This is a genomic window from Streptococcus equi subsp. zooepidemicus, from assembly GCF_015689395.1.
GTDB classification, from domain to species: Bacteria; Bacillota; Bacilli; order Lactobacillales; family Streptococcaceae; genus Streptococcus; species Streptococcus equi.
In genome coordinates, this window is the sequence record NZ_CP065054.1 from 1,388,899 (window position 1) to 1,409,468 (window position 20,570).

Consider the following 20,570-nt stretch of genomic DNA (forward strand, 5'->3'; position numbering starts at 1 on the left):
AATCCAATAAGGAAAGCTTCTCCAATCTGATTAATAGTCTATAATGGCTTAATATGAGTGCCAAATGTCTTGGTTATATTGTTCAATCGTACGGTCCGATGAAAAGAAGCCAGCCTTAGCAATATTATGCACAACCTTTGTCAGCCATAGGTCCTGATTGTCATAATCAGCCAGCATTTGTTCTTTGACTGCAATGTATTCCTCAAGGTCAATCAAGGTCATAAACCAGTCCTTAGAGATTAACTCCTTATAGAGACGGTCAAGACGTTCCTCATTACCAAGCTCTAGTAACTCTGGACTGATAATAAAGTTAACCGCTTCCTTGATAGCTGGGTGGGCATCATAATAGTCCTTAGACACATAACCACCTGTGGCATAAAGATCAATAATGGTATCTGAATCCTTACCAAAGGTGTAGATATTATCCATACCAGCAAGCTCAGCAATTTCCACATTAGCCCCGTCCATAGTGCCAAGCGTCAAGGCACCATTGAGCATGAATTTCATATTACCAGTACCTGAAGCTTCCTTTGAAGCTAGGGAAATCTGCTCTGAAATATCAGTTGCAGGAATCAAATGCTCTGCTACTGTCACATTGTAATTTTCAACAAGGTGGACATTAAGGTATGGACTTACCTCCGGATCGTTATTGATAAGCTCTGACAAGCAAAGAATCAAGTGAATAATATCCTGCGCAATGATATAAGCCGGTGCAGCCTTACCACCAAAGATAACCGTTATTTTACGCTTTGGCAGGTTGCCTTTTTTGATTTCTAAGTATTTATGAATCACATAAAGGGCATTCATTTGCTGACGCTTGTACTCGTGGAAGCGTTTAATTTGAGTATCAATGATGGAATGCTCATCAAGCTCAATTCCTTTATTATCCTTGAGGTAGCGTTTCAAAGACAATTTATTATGGTGCTTAATCTCAGCCAATCTAGCATGAACAGTCTTATCCTCCGCAAAGGCCATTAATTGTTCAAGCTTAGTTGCATCAGTCAAGTAAGCATCACCGATAAGCTCTTTAATGTAGTCCGCCAGCTCTTGGTTCGCAAACTCAAGCCAACGACGGAAGGTAATGCCATTGGTTTTGTTGTTGAATTTTTCTGGGTACAGCTTGTAAAAGGCTTTCAATTCACTGGTTTTTAAGATTTCAGTGTGAAGGGCAGCAACGCCGTTGACACTTGTGGCAAAATGAATATCCATATGTGCCATATGCACACGACCTGTCTCATCAATGATCTGAACGGCTGGATCTGATACCCTTGCACGAACAAGAGCATCTAGCTGCTCAATAATCGTTACCAAATGTGGCACAACCTCATTGAGGAAGTCAAGAGGCCATTTTTCCAAGGCTTCTGCAAGGATCGTGTGATTGGTATAGCCAACCATCTTTTGAATCACTGAAACAGCCTCATCAAAATCAAAGCCATGCTTTTGTGTCAACAGACGAATCAATTCTGGAATGACCATTGATGGATGGGTATCATTGATCTGCACGTATGCGTAATCAGCCAAATCATGCAGGTTTGAGCCACGCTCAATGGCTTCGTCAATCAATAGCTGAGCGGCATTAGATACCATGAAATATTGCTGGTAAATGCGAAGGAGCTCACCATTTTTATCAGAATCATCAGGGTAAAGGAACAGGGTCAGGTTTTTGGCAATGTCAGTCTTATCAAATGAAATGCCATCCTTAATCAAGCCATAATCAACACCTTCAATATCAAAAAGATTAAGGTAATTTTTAGTGTCGCGCTTGTAGCCTAAAACATCAATACGGTCTAAACGAGACTTCAGGGTAAAGTTTTTAAAGGGAACATCATATGAAATATCAGTCGGTACTAGCCAAGAGTCATCCTCTATCCAAAAATTAGGCTCTGCTGTTTGTTCATTGTGCCTAAAGACCTGCTTGAACAAACCACAATGGTAATTCAAGCCAACCCCTTCACCATTAATGCCAAGGCTTGAGATAGAATCAATAAAGCACGATGCCAAACGGCCAAGACCACCATTACCAAGCGATGGCTCCAATTCAACGTCCTCTATCTCAGCAATTGATTTGCCAGCAGCAGCCAGCTCCTCTTTGATGTCCTTATAAATACCTAGATTAATGAGATTATTAGAAAGCAATTTACCAATCAAAAATTCTGCTGAGATGTAATAAACCTTACGTTTAGCTGTATTTTTTGCTTTTTTGCTTGCTTCTTCTTTGACATAGGAAAGCAATGAAAGATAGATTTCCTCCTTGCTTGCACTTGCAAGAGATTTTCCTAATGTCATTTCAGTGTAATCTGTAAAGCGTTTCATGATATCCTCTTTTCAATATAGTATTCTAGTGATGATTATTGGCTCGACCATATAGCTCAGTCAAGTGTATTAAGTAAGCCTTATGCTTCTCTTTAAGGTCGTCTTTAAGCATGCGCCATTGCCAGTTGCCACCAACAGTGTTTGGCATATTCATGCGGCTATCAGCTGATTTATCCAGCAAATCCTGCATGCACAAGATCGCAGTATCACAAACAGTTGCAAAGATTGTTCTTAGCATAGCCTTGGTAATGCTTTCATCAGCTGCCTTATGAATGTAATGATTAACAAACTCAACCTGCTCTGCACTCAAATGCTCATACCAGCCATTAACCACCTCATTGTCATGCGTACCAGTGTAGACAATGCAATTATGATCATAGTTATGCGGCAAATCAAAGCTTTGACTTGTCACATCAAACAAACCAAACTCTAAAATCTTCATGCCCGGAAAGCCAGTAGATGCCAGCAGCTGCTCAGCCTTTTCATCAATGTAGCCAAGGTTTTCTGCGATAATTGGCAGCTCACCCAAGGCCTCTCGAACAGCTTTAAATAGAGCAATTCCAGGGGCTGACTCCCAATGACCATTTTTAGCAGTCACATCACCACCAGGAATTTCCCAAAAATCTGAGAAGCCCTTGAAATGGTCAATTCTAAGCTTATCGTATAGCTTGAAGCTCTCTTTGATCCGATGGATCCACCAAGCAAAGCCTGTTTGCTCATGGCTCTCCCAGTTGTAAATAGGATTGCCCCAAAGCTGCCCGTCCTCACTAAAGCCATCAGCAGGTACACCTGCAATGTAAATCGGCTTTTTATCTGCATCCACCTTAAAGAGCTCTGGCATCGTCCAAACCTCAACGCTATCAGCAGACACGTAGATTGGCATATCACCAATGATAGCAATGCCATTTTGATTAGCATAGGTCTTCAGCGCTAGCCACTGCTGATAAAAGAAATATTGGCAGACCTTATGATAGGTGATGCCTTTGGCTAACAGCTTGCGGTAATGAAGCAAGGCAGCCTCTTCACGCTTAACAATTGCTCTATCGTCCCATTCCTGGAGGGCCTTGTGATCAAAATGCTCTTTAATAGCCATAAATTCGGCAAAATCATTTATCCAGCTCGCAGTTGCTTCAAATTCGGCGAGCTGTCTTAAGCCTTCCTCAGTTGAGACAAAAGCCTGAACTGCTTTTTCTAATAAAGGGCGTCTGGCTTGAAAGACTTGAGCGTAATCAACAGACTCCGGATTTGAGCCAAAATCAACAGCAGCATAATCAGCTTCCTGCAAATAACCGTCCTTTGCCAGCAATTCAAGGTCAATAAAATGCGTATTTCCTGCAATAGCTGAAAAAGATTGATAAGGAGAATCTCCAAAGCTAGTTGTTGTTAAGGGCAAAATCTGCCAATAGGTCTGCTTGGTTTCCTTTAAAAAGTCAACAAATTCAAAGGCCTCTTTACCAAAGCTCCCAATACCGAAGCGTCCCGGAAGCGAGCTGATATGCATCAGAATACCACTTGCACGTTTAGTCATTCTTTTTTTCTCCTTGTAAAATCTTTATGTTGAAATTATAACGCAACCGTTTGCGCAAGTCAATATCTTTTCAAAAAAAAGAGACTTTTTCGGCATGCTAGAGCTGCTCAAGCCTTGATAGTAATGAAGGAAGCAGCTAGGACAAAAACAAAAAAAGGATTGGAGAGACAGCCTAAGCAGCTGCTCTTCCATCCTCATCTCACTCCTATTTGGCATTAATATCCCTGACACTCTCCCGCTTTTTGAGGCTAAAGGGAACCAAAATTTTCTGACTCAGGGTTTGTTCGTTGGCATTGATAATGTCTAAAAGCTGCTTAAAGGAAGTTCTCCCTAAATTTTCAACGTTAATATCAAACGTTGTTAAGTAAGGGTGAATCAATTTCGAATAGCTGGAATTATTAAAGGTAATAATCGAAATATCATCTGGCACCTTAATGTCATAAAAGGACAAGAGCTGGACCATTCGCACCGACAAAACATCACCAATCACGATTAAGGCTGTGGCCTTAAAGCTACGTATCGTTTCAATAACCTTTTCAATGCTAATTGGATCCTTTCGATCAAATAGCAGCATCGGTTTGTTTTCTAAGGATAATTTCAAGCAGCCTTTGAGATAGCCCATATAGCGCTCAGAAGCTACCTCTGCTTCCAAATCGTCTGTAATAAACAATATCTGTCTGTGACCCTTTTGATAGAGATGATCAACTGCGGTTTTAGCCATTAGCTGGTTGTCATTGTCAATATAGGTGATTTTGTTTTCATCACCTTCTGGTGCGCCAACAATGACAAAAGGAATTTGGTTGGTCATCAAATAGCCTCTAACAGGGTCTTCTTGCTCAGAATATAATATAATAAAGCCATCAACACGCTTTTGCAGGTGCATTAACTTAACCTGGCTCAATAAATCCTCAACAGACATACCTGTTGCAATGGAAACAGTGAAATGATGTTTCTTAGCTTCATTGGTAATGGTCGATAGGATTTCCATAAAAAAGGGATCACTCAAACGGTCATTAGTGATAATCGGCGGAAAAACCAGACCGATATTATGTGTCAGACCACTAGCAAGCATTTGCGCAGCTACATTAGGAACATAGCCAAGCTCGCTCATAGCTCTTCTGACCTTTTCCTTTGTCTTTTGAGAGATGGAGCGATTATCCTTTAGCACACGACTGACGGTCGAAGGATTAACACCCGCTTTTAAGGCAACGTCTTTTATTGTAACCATATAAACCTCATTTAATACCTGATAATGACGCTATGTCAGGCTTTTTCACATGTATTTTGCTTTTATTATACAATTATCTCCTAAAAAATCAACTCTCTCCCTACAAGAAGGTGGCATAAAAAACTGCTGTCCTCATGATCGAAAAAATGTTTTAAAAAAATCAACTTTTTTTAAAAAAAGACTTGACTTTTTCTGCAAGCGGTTGCATAATATTAAGTGTAAGAAATATATCTTAGGAGGAAATCGCTATGAAATCATGGCAAAAAGTTATCGTCAGTGGGGCAAGCTTGACACTTGCTAGCGCCTTATTAGTAGGGTGTGCATCTGGTTCAAAGGACAAAACAGAAACTGCATCAGGTACTGATTCAAAAACAATTAAGCTTTGGGTACCAACAGGGGCTAAAAAGTCATACACAGATGTTGTCGCTAAATTTGAAAAGGACTCTGGCTACAAGGTTAAGGTGATCGAGTCAGAGGATCCAAAAGCACAAGAAAAAATCAAAAAAGATGCTTCTACTGCTGCCGATGTCTTTTCACTTCCTCATGATCAGCTTGGTCAGCTCGTAGAATCTGGCATTATCCAAGAAGTCCCAGAGGAATACACTAAAGAGATCGCTGATACAGCAACTGATCAAGCTATCCTTGGTGCTCAATACAAGGGTAAAACCTATGCCTTCCCATTTGGTATTGAGTCACAGGTTCTCTTCTACAACAAAACGAAGCTAGCTGCTGATGATGTTGCTTCATACGATACCATCACGTCTAAGGCTACCTTTGGTGGTACCTTCAAGCAGGCTAATGCTTATGCTACTGGTCCATTGTTCATGTCTGTTGGTAACACATTGTTTGGTGAAAGCGGTGAAGACACTAAAGGAACTAACTGGGGCAATGAAAAAGGGGTTGCTGTTCTTAAATGGATTTCAGACCAAGCCTCAAACAAAGGATTTGTTAACTTAGATGCCAACAACGTCATGTCTCAGTTTGGAGACGGTTCAGTTGCTTCATTTGAATCAGGTCCTTGGGATTACGAGGCAGCACAAAAGGCTATCGGTAAAGAAAACCTTGGTGTTGCTGTTTATCCAAAGGTAACTATCGGTGGCGAAACCGTTCAACAAAAGGCCTTCTTGGGAGTGAAGCTCTATGCGGTTAACCAAGCTCCTGCTAAGGGAGATACCAAGCGTATCGCAGCCAGCTACAAGCTTGCTTCATACCTAACAAATGCTGAAAGCCAAGAAAACCAATTCAAGACACGTAACATCGTACCAGCTAACAAGACCGTTCAAGCTTCAGAGGCTGTTCAATCAAACGAGCTTGCAAAAACAGTTATCACAATGGGATCTTCTTCAGATTATACTGTTGTTATGCCTAAGCTTAGTCAAATGGGTACCTTCTGGACTGAAAGTGCTGCAATCCTTAGCGATGCCTTCAATGGTAAAATCAAAGAAGGTGACTACCTTGCTAAGCTACAGCAGTTTGACAAGGACATTGCAGCAACAAAATAAGCTATCTCATTTATAATACTATCCTAAACAAGTACAGAGGTGGGCTATTTTAACGCTATCCTTTCTACTCATCTCTAAAGGGGTGGAGCTAAGCATCATTATTTTTTCAGGGCTTAGTCCACTCCTACTTGTTTTTGATATGACGTAAAGCTTGGTGCTACTTAAATTTTTAATTGCTTAAAGGTTTAGGTAACACTTAGCTATGCGGTCGTTAGCACCAAACGCTTATGACCACAGCATCTGAACAAGAGAGTCAGGTAATCCTACTTTCTTGTATCCTAACATAAAGGAGAACATATATGACTCAGGCAGGCTTAGCATCTCAGGTTACTGTAAAAGAGGCTTTAACAAAGGGAAGCTTCGATATAAAACTATCCGCTATCATTATGGGCTTTGCCAATTTTGCTAATAAACAATTCGTCAAAGGAACACTCTTTTTATTGAGTGAGGTGGTCTTTTTCATCGCCTTTGTTTCACAAATCATTCCTGCTATTGGCGGCCTCATTACCCTAGGAACACAAACACAGGGCATGACAACCAAAACTATCGACGGTATCAGCATTCAGGTTGCTGTTGATGGAGACAATTCGATGCTAATGCTGATTTTTGGCTTAGCCTCTCTGATTTTTTGTTTGTTATTTGCCTATATTTATTGGTGTAACCTAAAAAGCGCCCGTCACCTCTACATGCTAAAGCAAGAAGGGGCAAAAATCCCAAGCTTTAAGGAGGATTTTGTTAGTCTAGCAAATGGTCGTTTCCATATGACATTGATGACAATTCCATTGATTGGTGTGCTTCTGTTTACGGTACTTCCTTTGATCTACATGATTTGCTTAGCATTTACTAACTTTGATCACAATCACCTCCCGCCAAAGTCACTTTTTGATTGGGTTGGTCTTTCCAATTTTGGTAACGTGTTAAGTGGTCGTATGGCAGGAACCTTCTTTCCTGTTTTCTCATGGACACTGATTTGGGCTGTCTTTGCCACAGTGACTAACTTCTTCTTTGGTATCATTTTAGCACTCTTGATTAATACCAAAGGCTTAAAATTGAAAAAAATGTGGCGGACCTTCTTTGTGATTACCATCGCAGTTCCTCAGTTTATTTCACTGCTGATTATGCGAAATCTGCTAAATGACCAAGGTCCCTTAAATGCCCTGCTTAGCAAATTAGGGTTAATCCGCCATTCTCTACCGTTTTTATCTGATCCAATTTGGGCTAAATTCTCTATTATCTTTGTTAATATGTGGATTGGTATTCCATTTACCATGTTAATCGCAACAGGTATCATTATGAATCTGCCAAGCGAACAAATTGAGGCTGCAGAGATTGATGGGGCAAGTAAATTTCAGGTCTTCAAATCAATCACCTTCCCTCAAATCCTCATTATCATGACACCAAACCTGATTCAGCAATTTATTGGAAACATCAATAACTTCAATGTGATCTATCTCCTAACTGGTGGTGGGCCAACCAATTCAGCCTATTACCAAGCTGGAACCACCGATCTATTGGTGACTTGGCTCTATAAATTGACTGTTACAGCAGCAGATTATAACCTAGCCTCTGTTATTGGTATCTTAATCTTTACCGTATCAGCAATCTTTAGCTTACTGGCTTACACAAGAACTGCATCATACAAGGAAGGAGCAGCGAAATAATGAAAAACAAACGTCGATTTCAGCTTGGATTAGTTTACGCCATTTTAACCGTTCTCTCAATCATTTGGCTTTTACCGATCGCTTGGGTTGTTCTGACTAGCTTTCGTGCTGAAGGCACTGCTTATGTCGATTATTTTCTTCCCAAGCATCTCACATTAGACCATTATATTAAGCTCTTTACAAATGAAACCTTTCCTTTTGGGAGATGGTTTGTCAATACCTTTGTTGTTGCTATCTTTACCTGTATCATCTCAACCTTTATTACAGTGGCGATGGCTTACTCGCTTAGTCGGATCAAATTCAAGTTTCGCAATCGTTTCTTAAAGCTTGCACTAGTGCTAAACATGTTTCCAGGCTTTATGAGCATGATTGCTATCTACTATATCCTAAAAGCACTTGGCCTTACGCAAAGTCTTACTGCCCTAGTCCTTGTTTATTCTGCCGGTGCTGCACTTGGATTTTACATTGCTAAGGGCTTCTTTGATACCATTCCTTATTCGCTTGACGAATCTGCCATGATTGATGGGGCTACTCGTATGGATATTTTCTTTAAGATTACCCTACCGCTATCAAAGCCAATCATTGTTTACACTGCACTCCTTGCCTTTATGGGACCTTGGGTTGACTTTATCTTTGCCCAAGTGATTTTAGGAGATGCAACCAGCAAATATACGGTAGCTATCGGACTCTTTTCAATGCTGCAGCCTGACACCATCAATGACTGGTTCATGGCCTTTACCGCTGGATCTGTGTTAATTGCTATTCCAATCACATTGCTCTTTATGTTTATGCAAAAATACTATGTAGAAGGCGTTACAGGTGGTTCTGTCAAATAGCAGTAATGATCACGATAACCCTTACTCAAAAAATCCTTCCCGCTTGGGAGGGATTTTTTGATGTCCGCAAGGGCTAAGCTAGTGCTTGCTCCTCATCTCTAAACTGAGTTTTGTAAAAGACTAGAACCAGCATGAGCAGTGTGCCAAAGACCTGACTATTCATAATAACAATAGGATTGTGCACCCAAAAGCTTATAAGCACTGCTAAAAGCGTAGGAAGTCCAAAGCAATTCACTAGCAAACCCAAGCATTCTGAGTAGCTCTTGAGTGAAAATAATCTAGCAGATCTTGTTAATAACAGTGATAACGAGCCAATTCCGATCACTAAACCAGCTCCTAGATAGACCACACTACTAGCCACTAGCAGCAAAAAGGCAAGCACAGCGGCACGATTGCTATTGTACCATTGCTGATTAACAAAGGCCTTGACAGCCTCTAGAGAGGTTAAGCGCGTTAGCCTTTCCTTGTTGCCTTTAACCTTAGCAGTTAGCCTTTGACCATCAGGAAAGCTTAAAATCCATGAGGTTTCTGTTAATATTAGCTGGCTTCTTTGATCTTTCTTTAGCTCTTCTACTATTTCTGGTGTTGGCAATACAGCAACAACAGCATCAGTATCCTCTATAAGGACTGTTTTTCCATCATAGCGATCATGCCAAATAGTGCCTTGTGTCAAGGCGTGATAGGTTTTTTCTGTCAAGGAGCCTAAACCATTACGGACTATTTGCTCTAAGGGATAGCTCTTCAAGCTTGCATAATGCAGCGTGATAGGCATTAACACCAGAGCATTGAGAAAGAGCACTAAAATCACATTCTGCCACCACAAAAAGGCACTGCGATGAGCAAATATCATTTTAGGAGAAAAGATAATAGTTGTGTAAGAAATAGGAAATCGATCATTCGTCATGATAAAAGCCCCTTGAGAGATAAATTAACCCTTTGTTCCACCATTAGTTAAGCCTGAAACAAAATGCTTTTGTAAAAAGAAGAATAGCACTGAAATTGGCACTGCGATTAAAATAGCCCCTGCTGCAAACAACGTGACCTTAGGATTTCTAGCGTCATTAGTGATGAATGTCTGAAGACCTACCGCTACGGTGTAACGCTCCTGCTCACGTAAGAGAAATTTCGCAAGCATAAAGTCACCAAAGGGCCCCATAAAGGCCCACAGGGCCTGAACAGCAACCATCGGACGAACCAAGGGAAATACAATTTGGTAGAAGGTCCTAAAATGACCAGAGCCATCTAGCTTAGCTGACTCATCTAAATCATAAGGCACAGTATCAAAATACCCCTTCATCAACCAAGCATTCATCGGAATGCCTCCTCCAACATAAATCAGAATGAGGAACCAATAGTGATTCAGAGCATTAAACAACCAAGCCATCACAAAATAAGCTGTTAAGGCAGCCATTGTCGGAACCATCTGAACCACTAAGAAAAAGACCAAGCTCTTTTGACGCCCAAAAAAGTGATAGCGGCTGTAAGCATAGCCTGTCAGCGTAATGACTGTCACCTGGATCAGCATCGTGAAAAAGGCGACAACTAACGTGTTCCAGTACCATCTTAAGTAATAGGTGTCCTGAAAGAGTGTCTCAAAGTTTGATAAGGTCCAAGGCCCATCAATATGAAAGCTAAAGGCAGTTGTATTTCCTGGCCTAAAGGCTGAGCTAACGGTCACCAAGATTGGAAATAAGATGATGATCGACAGGATTAGCAAATAGCTGTAAGTCAACAGCTGAGCTAACAAGCGCTTCTTCTTCACTGACTGTGGCAAATAATTCCTACCCATTTAGCGATCCTCCATGTCAAAGGCTTTGAATTTTTTAAAGGTTATCAATGATACAGAAATAATAATCAAGGAAATGATTAAGGTCACCGCTGAAGCAATGGAAAACTGTGGTGACGTTTGTGTGGTCAGCTTGTAAATCCAAGAAATCAAAATATCGGTCGATCCTGCACCGCCACCAACTGTACCAGGACCTCCATTATTAAAGAGGTAAATAATAGAGAAGTTGTTAAAATTAAAGGTATACTGCGAAATCAAGGTTGGCGCTGCCACAGCAAAGATCATTGGCAGGGTAATTTGGCGAAACTTCTGCAGGGCTGTTGCCCCGTCAACTGTTGCTGCCTCATACAAATCAGCAGGAATTGATTGTAAAATACCAGACACCAAAATATAAATATAAGGAAAGCCCAGCCAGCCTTGGACCATAATCACCGCAACCTTTGTCCAAAAAGGATCTGTCTTCCATGGGATAATGCCAAAATCTGCAAATGGCACAAACCTTTCTAAAAATGGTAACACCTGAACATTCATAGCGCCAATGGAATCATTAAAGAAATTCCCAAAGCTCATGATCGAGATAAAAGCAGGCACCGCCCAAGGGAGCAAGAAAATCACCCCAAAAATGCGCCTGCACTTCACAAAGGACTGGTTGGCAATAATAGCAGTCGCTATTCCTATCACAATCTGGAGACTCGTTGCTGCCAAGGTCCAAATCAAGGTCCATGACAGCACAGAGCCAAAGGCTGACTTAAAGGTGCTAAGCTCTAAAATGCTTTTAAAATTCTTAATGCCAACCCAATCTAATAATTTATAGGGAGGAATATGCCTAAAATCATAGTTTGTAAATGCAACTAATAAAGTAACAAGCACCGGAAAAACAATGGCAAAGGCCATAGCCAAGTAGGCTGGAATAATCAGCAAATAAGGAAAGCCCTTTTCATAGATAGATTGTACCATCTCCTTTAAGGTTAATGAAATGCTATGGCCTGCATTGATCTCCCTTGCCACTAGCCTAGCATCTCGCATGGCAGCCAAATGAAAGATCAAAAACAAGGCAAATAGGATAAGCTGCATAGCTCCCTTAATCAATAAGAATAGGGAATGATCCTCCATTGGTACACTACCAAGGCTGTACAAGCCAGCAAGAGCCGGAATACCAACAAAGAAAGCCTCTAGCAGCTCACCTAAAAACACAAGAAGCAAAATAAAGCCTTTTACCTTTTGAGTATTGTAGAATTGCCCCAGACCAGGGATTATTGAAAGCCACATGGCTTTTTGTGGATTCTTCATTTTTTCATTCTTAAGCATTTGTCATTCCTCTCTATCACCCTTTTATGGTTATCCTCCTTCATAGAGTATTAAATAACATCACAGATAACGCAACTATTTTTTCAATGAAATGGTTTGGGCTTTACTATCAGTTTTAATAGTATAGGTTTCTGGACTGGTCCACAACATATTACCAGAACTATCTTTTTTTACAAGATGGCAATTAATGGTTCTATTAATAGGGAGATTGACATCATAAAACCAGTTTGGATATTTGGCAATCGATTGTGTTGCATTAAAAATAGGTCCTAAAGCTTTATTATTGTCATTTGCCCCAAGCTCAACCACATCACCAACGATATAAAGCTGTTCACCTAATACAGTATTGAAATCATTAACAACTAATCTTACTGGAATTTGCTTATCTGTTAACACTTCAAAGGACTTGTAAACATTACTTTCCTGCCTTGTAGATGTGGTCACCTTAACATCATGATATCCTGCCGATACAGCCGGTATCTTAAATTGGATCAAGGTATCGTCCCATGACACAATATCTGCTTTGCTATCACCAAAATGAAGCTGGCCTTGAGCACTACCAAATCCTTGTCCTGAAATAGAAACTGTATTTCCTGTGACGCCAAACGAAGCGTCTACGTCTCCTATCTGTGGTGTCTCATTTTTCCCTTTAAAGGTCCAAACTGCAACTTGACCTGCACCCAATTCAAACGCCTCAACATTACCATCAGCTGATACCGTTAATTCCTTTCCACCAAGTAAGCCACCTAATTCATCAGCGTACTTACCAGCTGGTAAGGCTGTTTTAGCGCCACTAATTGTGTAGCCATTTGTTTGATCCTTATTAACAGCCACTAAAGCAACGTCATTTCCAAATTTTCTTTCAAAGACCAAGACCTGATCATTAATCCAGCGCTGCTGTGTTGTTCCATAAGCCAAGGCTTGATTTTTCTTACGCAGCGGTGCTAATTTACTAATAACCTGATAAGCAGTGGAATTCTTATCAAATGTTGGCATATCACCACGATTTTCAGGGTCGTTAGCACCTGTAGCATACTGCTCTGAACCATAATAAAGATTCGGAACACCACGCGATGTTAGCAGTAAAGCATAGGCTTGATTAACAGCTGTCTGATTATGATTGACTAGAGTAGCAAAGCGGGTCATATCATGGTTATCAATGAAAGTCACTTGATCTGAAACTTCCTTATACTCTTTTTCCGTAGCTACAATCATATTGTAAAAATCTTGCATTTTCGCTGATAAATCAGAATACAGGCGCCTAACAGAATTAGCAAACCTAAAATCAAGCAGGCTCATGCCGCTAGTATCAGCAAATTTAGTCATCAATGGATCATTAAAAGAACCGTCAGCAAACCATTCCCCAAAGGCGAATACATTATGCTTCTCATAGATATGACTCAACCAATTTTTTTGCCAGCCTTGTGACATATGCTTGACCGCATCTACACGAATACCATCAATGCCCATTTCTAACCATTTATCAATAGCCTCTTTGAGATAATCGTCAACTGTTGGATTCAGATTGTTCAAGTCTGCCAAGCCATACATGGAATGATAAATGCTATTTTCATAAGTTGAAAAATCAGTCCATGACTCATGATTAAAAATCTTTTGATCATCATGACTGAATTTACCAACAAGCTGACCGTCCTTATACAAAGCACCATCTTCAGGGAAGGTTAGTCCTTTATATTCTGCTGTTGAGGTATGATTAGGAGCAAAATCAATAACTACTTTAATGTTTTTGCTATGTGCCACCTGAATGAGCTTTTTAAAATCCTCCATTGTTCCAAAGTGACTGTTTGCTTTGAAAAAATCCTTTGCCCAGTAGCCATGATAGGCTGCACTGCCATTTGAAGGGTCAATGGTATCAATGTTTTCAACTGGTGATGAAATCCAGATAGCTGATACTCCTAAATTGGTTAAGTAGCCATCTTCTAGTTTCTTAATGATACCTGCCCAATCACCCCCATGATACTTTTTGGGATCATTTTTATCAAATACATCTGTATTTCCATTATTAGCAGCATTACCATCATGAAAACGATCGGTGACAATTTGATAAATCGTGTCAGTAGAAAAATCAGCCTTATTAGACACTGCAGTATTTTCAATAGCAAAGACACTGTTAGTTGACATTGCTAAGGTAACCGCTGCCATAGCTACTGTTAATGCTTTACAACATGTTAAAGTAATACGCTTCATCCTTAACCTCCTTTGATAAAACGCCATATTAATAGCTAACAACAAACCCGTTCTGGAGTAGCTCAAATGTCTCTTTATCTACACCATTAGAAACAAGCACAGAACCTCCTTTCTCAATAGGATATGGCTTAACGCCATTATTAACCAGCAATCTTATCGATTGACCGTTTAATTCACGCTTTACGCAAAGGCAGTCATCATGGGAGGTTATCGAAATGCTTCCAGATTGGATAACCGCATGACGACGCAGGCTGATAATGTCCTTAACCTGATTCCAAAAGCTCATATCCCAAGTGCTGCTGTCCCAATTAAAGCTACGTCTAGAGTCAGGATCATAACCTCCCTCCATCGCAAGCTCTGTTCCATAGTAAATACATGGTATGCCCATAAAGGTAACTAAAAGGGCTAAGCCAGCCAATAATTTGTCCTTAGAGCCATTCACCTGAGTCAAGAAGCGATGCGTATCATGGGAATCCAGTAAATTCAGATTCATCTGGTTGACCTGCCAAGTATTTCTCATTAAAATATGCGACAATCTTTCAGCCATTTCCTGTGAGCTAATCGTATCAAATGCAAAATAATCGAGACAAGCCTTGGTAAAGGCATAATTCATGATACCATCATACTGGTCTCCTTGAAGGTAGGGATAAGCATCATGCCAATTCTCTCCAATAAGTATCGCATCTGATTTGACTGCCTTAACAGCCTTTCGAAAGCGTCTCCAAAAATCATGCGATACCTCATCAGAAACATCTAGTCGCCAGCCATCAATATGATACTCTGTGATCCAATAAAGGCCAATCCCAATCAAATAATCCTGAACAGCCCGATGTGATGTGTTCCACTTAGGCATGTAGTGACAATCAGCGAAGGTTTCGTAATTAGCTAGCTCTACAGAAGGATGATCTCCTTGAATCATAAACCAATCAAAAAATGAAGAAGCACTACCATGTGCCAAAACGTCCTGAAATGGCTCGCAATCACTGCTAGCATGATTGAAAACAGCATCTAAAATAATTTTAATCCCTCTTTGGTGGGCCTCGTTTATTAGCTGCTGGAGATCAAGCGATGTCCCAAACATCGGGTCAATAGCATAGTAGTCACTAATATCATATTTGTGATTACTGATGGATTTGAAAATCGGTGTCAAGTAAATGACATTAATACCAAGATCTTCAAGGTATTCCAGCTTATCTGTAATCCCCTTCAAATCCCCTCCGGCAAAGCTATCAGGAGTTGGCCTATCCAGCCAAGCCATATTAATATAGCTATCGTCCTTTTCAAAGTCACCACGATGAAAGCGATCAACAAAGATCTGATAAAAAACAGCATCATGCACCCAAGGGACAGTCTGATGAACGTCTACAGCATTAATATAAGGCATTTGAAAAAAGTTGTAAAAGCCATTTGAAAAATCATAGCTTGTGGTCAAGCCATCCTCACTAAAGTAATAGGTGTGACCAGATTGCTCAAGCTTAAAAATATAAGCCAATCTAACATCATCAAGACTTAAGGTGATTTCATAATAGGTATGGGTATGATCGGTATAAGCAGCATACATCGCCAGTTCTTTTTGATACTCATGATAATGATACTTAGGTCCATAAACCAGCGTCACCGCTATATCGTTATCCTCCTTTGCAACCCTCAACCGAATCACAAGCTCCTTTGTTGATAAGGCAAAGCAATATCTAGAATCTGGAATATGCAGTATTCCGGCTGTGTTCATTTTTTCCTCCCTAGGTTCATCAGTCTTATCAGATACTCTTATTAGGACAAGATGGGAAACAAGACAAGCTAGTTACTACTATTTGTTATCATGGTCTCCTCATCGCCCATTCTGATACTATAGGTAACAAGATGGAGACTAGGATACCTTTATCCCAGCCTCCCTTTTTATGTTATTCAGTGTATTTTTGTGCAATAGCCTCTTGAATGGTTTTAGCTGCTTCCTTAGCAGCCTTGGCAGGAGTCTTCTTGCCTGCTGCTACCTCAAAGAACATGTTCGCACCTGGTCCCCAAACTTCTGCCATTTCTGGAATATTTGGCATCGGCTGAGCATTTGAGAATTGCCCGATAACCGCCTTTGTCAATTCATTTCCTTGTTCTGCAGCATAACTGCGAGCAGCTAGATTGGCAGGGATCTCTTGTGTCTTATCATAAAAGGCTTTTTGGTTTTTCTCATTTGTCACATAGTCAAGGAATTGCTGTGCCAACTTTTTATTCTTAGAATAATTTGAAATCACCCATGCTTTACCTCCACCAAAGGCTTGATAGCTACCGCCATTAGATAAGCTTGGAATTTGTGCCACTCCAAAGTTTACACCAGCCTCCTTAAATGAGGCTGCAGCCCAAGGTCCATCAATAATCACGCCAGCCTTTTTAGAGGTGAATTGCTCTGTAATAAAATCTCCAGCCTTTTGGGTATCCTGCATGCCTTGAGGCCATACACTATACCACTTCTTCGCATACTCTAAGCCTTCAATAGTACCAGCATTACCAATACCCAAGTCCTTTGGATCAGTCCCCTTATCTCCAAATACATAAGCCCCATAGCCTGCAATCAAGCCATAGCCATAATAGAAGTCTGTCCACTTAGCAAGAAAGCCTACAGACTTGCCGTCTTCAGAGGCAAAGGCAAACTTAGGATCCTTATTTAGCTCTTCAATGTCAGCAAAGGTTTTCGGAGCCTCTGATACCAAATCCTTGTTATAATACATCACCAAGGTTTCAATAACATTTGGTGCCCCATAAACCTTTCCATTTATGGTAACTAACTTTTTAACAGTATCATCAAACTGGTCAGCATTGCCTAAGCTCACTTCAGCAATTTGCCCTTCAGAGCCAAGTCCACCAACCCGGTCATATGGTGCTAAAAAGACGTCTGGCGAAGCACCTGTCGGTCCATCAGTAGATAGCTTATCTAGCGTATCAATCATACCTTCCTTTTTGACCTTGACCTTAACCTTATTGTCTTTTTCAAAGGCTGTCTTAATCTCCTTGATGTAGTCCGCATAGCCCTCATCAACTGAAACCACAATGGTATTGTCGTCCTTTTGCTTGGCCTCTTTCTGATGACCTCCACTACAAGCACTTAATACCATGGTCGAAGCCAATGACACCACTCCAACAACACCTGCTTTTTTCCAATCCCACGCCATAGCTATTTACCTCCTAAAGGGATGAACTAAATAAATATTGTATAACCGTAATAAACTGCCTCATTGATTACTAGACTACACCAAATGCTTTGAGATTATTGATTGCATTTAGGCAGTGCATGATCAAATCAGCTTATTCAACTTAACTTAAACGTTTAAGTTAAGTTTATTATACTGCAATCGCTTACAGCTGTCAATAGCAAATTTCATATTTTTTAATCTGATTTTTCCGCCACTAAGCCTAGGCTAAAAATAGCCGCTCACGAGATGACCATATGATTATTACCCTAGCAAGTAAACTGTCTTGACATGTTTACTATCAAAAAAAGATTGAGGACCATAACTAAAACTAGCCTTTCCTCAATCAAGTCTAAACTAATATTATTGAATAGCAAAACAGCAACCCAAAGCCCTAGTATAAAGCCTATAATCCTCTTCAATGAGCATTAACAGCCCAAGTAAAGGCCTTAAAGCTTCTCTAGAAATCTCAAACCCAAGCCTCATCAGACAAGCAAGGCTAACTGACTCCTATAGCAACAATCACTCCTTCTTTAAAATCAGCTCGGCAATCTGCTTGCACGCCTGCCTTGCCTCTCGTATCGGGAAGATCGCATAAGCATGAATCATCTGCTCAGCAATAATGAGCTGATTGAAGTGCCCCTGCTCTGTCAAGCGCTCATGCAGGGTCATAATATCTGGGTAAAAAATCTCTTTTGTCCCGACAAAGGTGACAATCTTTGGCAGGTCATGATAATCGCCATATAATGGGCTGACATACGGAGACCGCATCTCTTCTGGACTGCCTGCCCACAATTCACCAATGTCTCGAAGCCGCCTAGCATCTAAATAAGCCTCTACCGCTTCAAAATGCTTATAATCCTGATTAGCAAAGCTAACATCTAACCAAGGAGATAACAGGATTAATTGCTTTGGCTGCGGTGCCATTTGAGTATCTCTTAGGTATTGGGCCAAGGCCAAGGCCATGCCACCACCTGAAGAATCACCAATAATGCTAACCCTGGCCGCGCCACTGGATAAGCAAAAGTCTTTATAAGCCTTTGCCAGCTTTGGGTAAACCTCCTTGTAGGTAGCATAGGGAGCTTTTTCAAAATTTGGAAAGACCAGCTTGGCATTGGTTAAGCGGATCAAATGCTTAATGGTTTTAAAGTGAAATGTCTCAGGGCGGCGCAAATAAACACTACCATAAAGATAGTAAATCACCGGCTGATCCTGAGAATCTTGGTCATTAATCACAAAAACCTGCATGCCATCAATCGTGTGTTCTGTGGTGGGAATACCTAATACCGCCTCAGGATTATCCAAGTGGTAGGGAATACGACGACGTCTTTGCGTCTCAATTCCTTCATAGTTGTCAGGCTTTTTAGAGAGCTTATACTTACGATAATCAAACATCTTCTCAAGCAACCAGCTAGAAAAGGAACGCTTTTGACCATACTCAATCGCCAAAACAGCAATAGCTAAAGCAAGCAATACTACGATGATACTCATTAACAATTCTAATCCTCATTTTCTAATGGTCTATTGACCCTAAAATCCTGCTGTTTTATTCGCCCAAGCCTTTGTTAGGAAGTAAGGATTCAGCTGGTATTTAGATGGTGGTGTTTGATCCTCTAAGAAAGGAGCAACCTCCTTGTCAAAGGCTAGCCAACCATTCCAACCAAGGTGAATCGTATCCTCCATAAAATACTTATCTCCGCCATTTCTGGAAAAATCGGCGATACGAGTAAAGCCCTGTGAGGTTAACTGATGCTTTATTTTTCTGACAGCCTTTTGATACCTTTTCCGGTTTAAGCCTGTATAGTTTGCCCACGCTTGATTAACAGGTGTAATAACGAAAAGCACCTCTGTTTTGCGTTTCGCAAATTCTGACAATACCAGCTGAAAATCATTGTATTCAGGCGACACAGTGTAATTATTACGACACTGAAAATTTTTATAAAGAGGAAATTGCGGTGCAATTCGCTTAGTATAAAAAGCATTTTTGATGCCAAAGCGATTATTTGAGGTTCCCTCCTTAGCTCGTCTGGCCGCTAGCTCCCCCAAGCGCTCATAAGAAAAGGCTTTAGGCAACCCCTTAACACGAGGCAAAATCCTATCCTCATAGTTTGCCGAGCGACCAAGAAAGCTAAACAAGGACTCTTCTCTTAAGGACAACTCCTGCTGCCATTTGAGCAGACGAATGTCCCATCTACTCAAGGCCTTGCCTTGACTAATTTTCCTTAAAAGATCTGATTTGGCAACTCCCGGATTAATGTCCAGCATTCTTTTAGCGGCAAATTGTGATTCCTTATGACTAGCCTTTGCTTTTAAGAGGAAATCAATCACCTGACTATTAGATAGATACAATTGAACCGCACCAGGATCAATACCTTGGGAGGTAAACCATTGTGGGGACACGACAAAGACTGCCTTTTTCCCAGTTATTTCCTGTGAAATCTGCTGCATGCCGTAATATTGTGATAAGGAAGCAGAGCCTCTTTTCCCAATTAAAAACGGTCTGTAGGAGCGCTTGTAGCGTTCTGCAAGCACTGATGGGTGCATGCTATCCATGCGACTCCATTCGCTAGAGCCAAAAAACGGAATAAAACAGTAGTTAGGATCTGACAAGGCCTGCCTTTTAATCAAGCCATTTTTAAAGGAGCTATCATTGATTGCCACTGCATTTGACTTTTCCTGGCGCAATGAATAGCTAAGCTTAGTAGGAAAGCTGAATATGGTAAGACAAACCAAGCCAAAAGCGATGATTAGAGGACCTAGGATTAACCAAAGCCGTTTAAGCATGCTGCAATTCCTCTATGCCCTGAATAATTTTATTGGCAGTGTTCCAGTCCTCACGTCCAAACTCTGAAATCGGCACCTTAATGTTAAAGATAGATTCGATCTCTACAATCAGCTCAACCGTTCCTAGGCTATCAAGAACGCCAGCATCAAACAAATCCTCGTCCATCATATCTGATACGTCTTCCATAAACAAGCGATCAAATAAGTCAATTACAGTTTCTTTAGTAGACATTTTTA

The 20,570-nt window shown here is 40.7% G+C and carries 14 protein-coding genes and 1 pseudogene; 3 read left to right on the top strand and 12 right to left on the bottom strand.

The window, feature by feature from the left end:
* Positions 1-48 precede the first annotated feature (48 nt).
* From glgP to I2432_RS06620, 3 genes and pseudogenes are all read right to left on the bottom strand, one after another.
* Entirely contained in the window at positions 49-2,313 is a 2,265-nt protein-coding gene (gene glgP, locus I2432_RS06610; protein WP_206158679.1) for a glycogen/starch/alpha-glucan family phosphorylase, read from the bottom strand.
* Between the two features lie 25 nt (positions 2,314-2,338).
* Positions 2,339-3,847, bottom strand: a pseudogene (gene malQ, locus I2432_RS06615) (4-alpha-glucanotransferase); the annotation flags it as partial.
* 199 nt (positions 3,848-4,046) lie between these two features.
* The gene (locus tag I2432_RS06620; protein WP_043030986.1) at positions 4,047-5,069 is read right to left on the bottom strand and encodes a LacI family DNA-binding transcriptional regulator; all 1,023 of its coding nucleotides are present in this window, start codon (positions 5,067-5,069) and stop codon (positions 4,047-4,049) included.
* 248 nt (positions 5,070-5,317) lie between these two features.
* Between I2432_RS06620 and I2432_RS06625 the strand changes: the two genes are divergently transcribed.
* The 3 genes from I2432_RS06625 (at position 5,318) to I2432_RS06635 (ending at position 9,068) form a co-directional block, all read left to right on the top strand.
* A complete protein-coding gene (locus I2432_RS06625; RefSeq protein ID WP_012515862.1) occupies positions 5,318-6,571 on the top strand; it encodes an extracellular solute-binding protein in 1,254 nt (417 codons plus the stop codon).
* 299 nt (positions 6,572-6,870) lie between these two features.
* A complete protein-coding gene (locus I2432_RS06630; protein WP_021320918.1) occupies positions 6,871-8,232 on the top strand; it encodes a carbohydrate ABC transporter permease in 1,362 nt (453 codons plus the stop codon).
* Positions 8,232-9,068, top strand: a complete 837-nt coding sequence (locus tag I2432_RS06635; RefSeq protein WP_012515864.1) for a sugar ABC transporter permease — start codon at positions 8,232-8,234, stop codon at positions 9,066-9,068. The genes I2432_RS06630 and I2432_RS06635 overlap by 1 nt, the downstream gene beginning before the upstream one ends.
* Before the next feature lie 73 nt (positions 9,069-9,141).
* Here the strand turns inward: I2432_RS06635 and I2432_RS06640 are convergent, their stop codons facing one another.
* The 9 genes from I2432_RS06640 to dltC form a co-directional block, all read right to left on the bottom strand.
* Complete coding sequence (locus I2432_RS06640; protein WP_111692558.1) at positions 9,142-9,972, bottom strand: maltodextrose utilization protein malA; 831 nt, start codon at positions 9,970-9,972, stop codon at positions 9,142-9,144.
* Positions 9,973-9,996: 24 nt separating this feature from the next.
* Entirely contained in the window at positions 9,997-10,857 is an 861-nt protein-coding gene (locus tag I2432_RS06645; RefSeq protein WP_043030990.1) for a sugar ABC transporter permease, read from the bottom strand.
* The gene (locus I2432_RS06650) at positions 10,858-12,162 is read right to left on the bottom strand and encodes a carbohydrate ABC transporter permease (RefSeq protein ID WP_206152461.1); all 1,305 of its coding nucleotides are present in this window, start codon (positions 12,160-12,162) and stop codon (positions 10,858-10,860) included. It abuts the gene before it with no gap.
* 75 nt (positions 12,163-12,237) lie between these two features.
* Positions 12,238-14,370 carry an alpha-amylase family glycosyl hydrolase gene (locus tag I2432_RS06655; protein WP_206152460.1) on the bottom strand — a complete coding sequence of 711 codons (2,133 nt, stop codon included), beginning with the start codon at positions 14,368-14,370 and terminating at the stop codon, positions 12,238-12,240.
* A gap of 28 nt (positions 14,371-14,398) precedes the next feature.
* Positions 14,399-16,099, bottom strand: a complete 1,701-nt coding sequence (locus tag I2432_RS06660) for a glycoside hydrolase family 13 protein (RefSeq protein WP_206152459.1) — start codon at positions 16,097-16,099, stop codon at positions 14,399-14,401.
* A 172-nt stretch (positions 16,100-16,271) separates the two neighbouring features.
* The gene (locus tag I2432_RS06665) at positions 16,272-17,531 is read right to left on the bottom strand and encodes an extracellular solute-binding protein (RefSeq protein ID WP_206152458.1); all 1,260 of its coding nucleotides are present in this window, start codon (positions 17,529-17,531) and stop codon (positions 16,272-16,274) included.
* 540 nt (positions 17,532-18,071) lie between these two features.
* A complete protein-coding gene (locus I2432_RS06670) occupies positions 18,072-19,040 on the bottom strand; it encodes an alpha/beta hydrolase (protein ID WP_414603551.1) in 969 nt (322 codons plus the stop codon).
* A 39-nt stretch (positions 19,041-19,079) separates the two neighbouring features.
* Positions 19,080-20,333, bottom strand: a complete 1,254-nt coding sequence (gene dltD / locus I2432_RS06675) for a D-alanyl-lipoteichoic acid biosynthesis protein DltD (protein WP_206152456.1) — start codon at positions 20,331-20,333, stop codon at positions 19,080-19,082.
* A complete protein-coding gene (dltC, locus tag I2432_RS06680) occupies positions 20,326-20,565 on the bottom strand; it encodes a D-alanine--poly(phosphoribitol) ligase subunit DltC (protein WP_012515872.1) in 240 nt (79 codons plus the stop codon). The genes dltD and dltC overlap by 8 nt, the downstream gene beginning before the upstream one ends.
* Positions 20,566-20,570 lie beyond the last annotated feature (5 nt).